A 2,725-nucleotide genomic window follows, 5' to 3' on the forward strand; every position below is an offset into this window, starting at 1 on the left:
CCGGCCGCCCCCCCGCCCGCCGGCGGCTCCCGCCCCGCCGGGCCGGGGCGCCCCCGCGCGCGCGCCCCCGCCGGGTCCGCCGGCGCCCGCCCCGCCGGGGCCCCCCGGCGCAACGCGCCGGTCCGGTGCGGCTCATGGGGGATGAGCCGCACCGGACCGGCGTCCTTTCGTGGCCCCGTCCTCTCGCCCACCGCCTTCGTGGCCCCGTCCTCTCACGGGCGCCCGCCTCAGTGCCTGGCGACGCGCCCGTGCGGCAGCCGCGAGAGCGCCGCGCGCACCTCGTCGGGCGAACACTCCGGCTGGAACGACCCCCGTCCGGACATTTCCGCCAATCACCGCGAACCCGCAGGTCAGGCCGATTGTCAGTGGTGCCCGCCAGGATGGACACATACGGCCACGAAGCCGTCACACGACGACAGGAGGTTCGTCATGGCCAGTTCCTACGCACGTGCCGCACACCGGCGCCGTACCGACGGCCCTGCACCTTCACCGACCGGACCGCCGAGCGACGTCCACCCCGTCCCGCGCCGGGCCACCGCGCCGCCCGCCGCGCTCGATCTGCTCGCGCAGGCGCGCGGCGGACTGGACGAGGCCGCCACCCTGGACACTCCGAACGAGCGCTACGCCACGGCCCACCTCGCCGCACTGCGCACCGCCGCCGCGGTCCTCGCGGCCCGTGGCCGGCCCGAGACCACCCCGCGGCGCCGCCGGCGGATCAGGAGCGTCTGGGAGGTCCTTCCCGAGATCGCGCCCGAGCTGTCCGAGTGGGGCGGGCTCTTCGCCTCGGGAGCCACCCGCAGGGCGCGTGCCGAGGCCGGCATGCAGGGCGCGGCCGGTGGCCGCGACGCCGACGACCTGCTCCGGGCCGCCGCGATGTTCCTGCGCCTGGTGGAGCGCCTGCTCGTGCTCGAACCGGTACTGCCCCAGCCCCGCGAGGAACAGCCACGACCGGGCGGTGCCGCTGGGTGACCAGGCAGGACGGCCGAGGCAATAGGGTGGGCGCAGTCTGTCCTGTTCCACGCCCCGCCGCCAGGGGCGGCACCGCGCCGAGGAGTCAACTGCCGTGTCGGACCCTTCCCCTGTCATCGGTGGGGAGACGCCATCGCGCCCCCGCGGCTCCCTCCGTACCGCCGTGGTCTGGGAAGTCCTCAAGGACGCCCTCGACCGCCGGGCCGGGACGGCGGGCACGGACGCCCTGGACGTCCTCGACACCGGAGGGGGAACGGGCAATTTCGCGGTGCCCGTCGCCCGTCTGGGGCATCGGGTGACCGTGGTCGACCCCAGCCCGAACGCGCTCTTCGCCCTGGAGCGCAGGGCCGCGGAGGCCGGGGTCGCCGAGCGTGTCCACGGGGTGCAGGGTGACATCCACGGCCTCTTCGACGTGGTCGGACGCGGCGGCTTCGACGCGGTGCTCTGCCACGGCGTCCTGGAGTACGTGGACGATCCCGCCGAGGGCGTAAGGAACGCGGTCGAGGCCCTGCGCCCCGAGGGCGAGCTGAGCCTGCTCGCCGCGGGGCTGGGCGGCGCCGTGCTGGCCAGGGCGCTCGCCGGGCACTTCAAGGAGGCCCGGCAGGCGCTCACCGACCCGGCGGGCCGCTGGGGCGAGGGCGATCCGGTGCCCCGCCGCTTCACCGCCGAGCAGCTCACGGAGCTGGTCGCCGGGGCCGGTCTGCGGATCGGCGCGGTCCACGGCGTCCGGGTCTTCGCGGATCTTGTGCCCGGCGGCCTCGTGGACACCCAGCCGGGGGCCCTGGACGCCCTGCTGAAACTGGAGGCCGCCGCCGCCGAGCTGTCGGCATTCCACTCCGTGGCCAGTCAGCTCCACGTCCTGGGAGAGAAAAGAAGCTGATCACCAACGCCCTGGGAACCCCCGGTGAACCGTCCGGAACGCCCCGTACGTGCCTGATCAGCGACGCAGCTCCGCATGGAGTGCGCCACAGGCCCCCCAGTGGGGCGCCGGGCGCCGTATGATCGGGGTACACCATCCGGCATGACGGATCGATGGTTGGGGAATCAACGCCTCAGCGACCGAGCCGACATGGCGGTCCGGAATGGCGATTTGGCGTTGAGGGCGGGTTTCACGGGGGCGATTCCCTGCCTATCCTTGAAGGAGCCGCATACCGGTCGCCCCCCGCGACCGACGACTAGGAGGACTCCGTGCCGCTCTCGGAGCACGAGCAGCGAATGCTCGAGCAAATGGAGCGAGCGCTGTACGCCGAAGATCCCAAGTTCGCGACAGCGCTTGAGGGAAGCGGGCTGCGTACGTACACCCGGCGACGGGTCTACCAGGCAGTCGCAGGCTTCCTGGTGGGTATCGCGCTCCTCATGGCCGGAATGGTCGCCCAGCAGATCTGGATCAGCGTGGTGGGGTTCCTCGTCATGCTGGGCTGTGCGGTCCTGGCGGTCACCGGCTGGCGCAAAGCGCCCAAACCAGGTGAGCAGCAGGCGGCGGGCGGCGCATCCGCCGACCGGCGCCCATCGAGACAGCGACGCTCCATGATGAACCGGATCGAGCAGCGGTGGCAGCGCCGCCGCGACGAACAGGGGCAGTAGCACCAGCCTTGTCATCCGCTTCACCGAGCGACGGCAAGGCCCGGACAGCATGGCTGAGGGGGGGGCGGGTGGATCGTCCGCCCCGCCCCCCAGTGCCGCCCCCGCGCCCCCCCCCGCCCCGTCCCCGCGCAGCCCCCCGCGGGCTCTTTTAAACAAAAACCAACCCCCCAGA

3 protein-coding genes are annotated in these 2,725 nt (G+C 73.6%); all 3 read left to right on the forward strand.

The window, feature by feature from the left end:
• Window positions 1-429 precede the first annotated feature (429 nt).
• The 3 genes from ACFXPL_RS37040 (at window position 430) to ACFXPL_RS37050 (ending at window position 2,553) form a co-directional block, all read left to right on the forward strand.
• Complete coding sequence (locus tag ACFXPL_RS37040) at window positions 430-969, forward strand: SAV_6107 family HEPN domain-containing protein (protein WP_384927575.1); 540 nt, start codon at window positions 430-432, stop codon at window positions 967-969.
• A 94-nt stretch (window positions 970-1,063) separates the two neighbouring features.
• Window positions 1,064-1,849, forward strand: coding sequence for a methyltransferase (locus tag ACFXPL_RS37045; RefSeq protein WP_384927576.1), 786 nt, complete (start codon window positions 1,064-1,066; stop codon window positions 1,847-1,849).
• A gap of 308 nt (window positions 1,850-2,157) precedes the next feature.
• Window positions 2,158-2,553: a DUF3040 domain-containing protein gene (locus ACFXPL_RS37050; RefSeq protein WP_384927577.1), complete on the forward strand. Its 396-nt coding sequence runs from the start codon at window positions 2,158-2,160 to the stop codon at window positions 2,551-2,553.
• Window positions 2,554-2,725: the final 172 nt, after the last annotated feature.

Source organism: Streptomyces sp. NPDC059092 (assembly GCF_042756365.1).
Classification (GTDB): Bacteria; Actinomycetota; Actinomycetes; order Streptomycetales; family Streptomycetaceae; genus Streptomyces.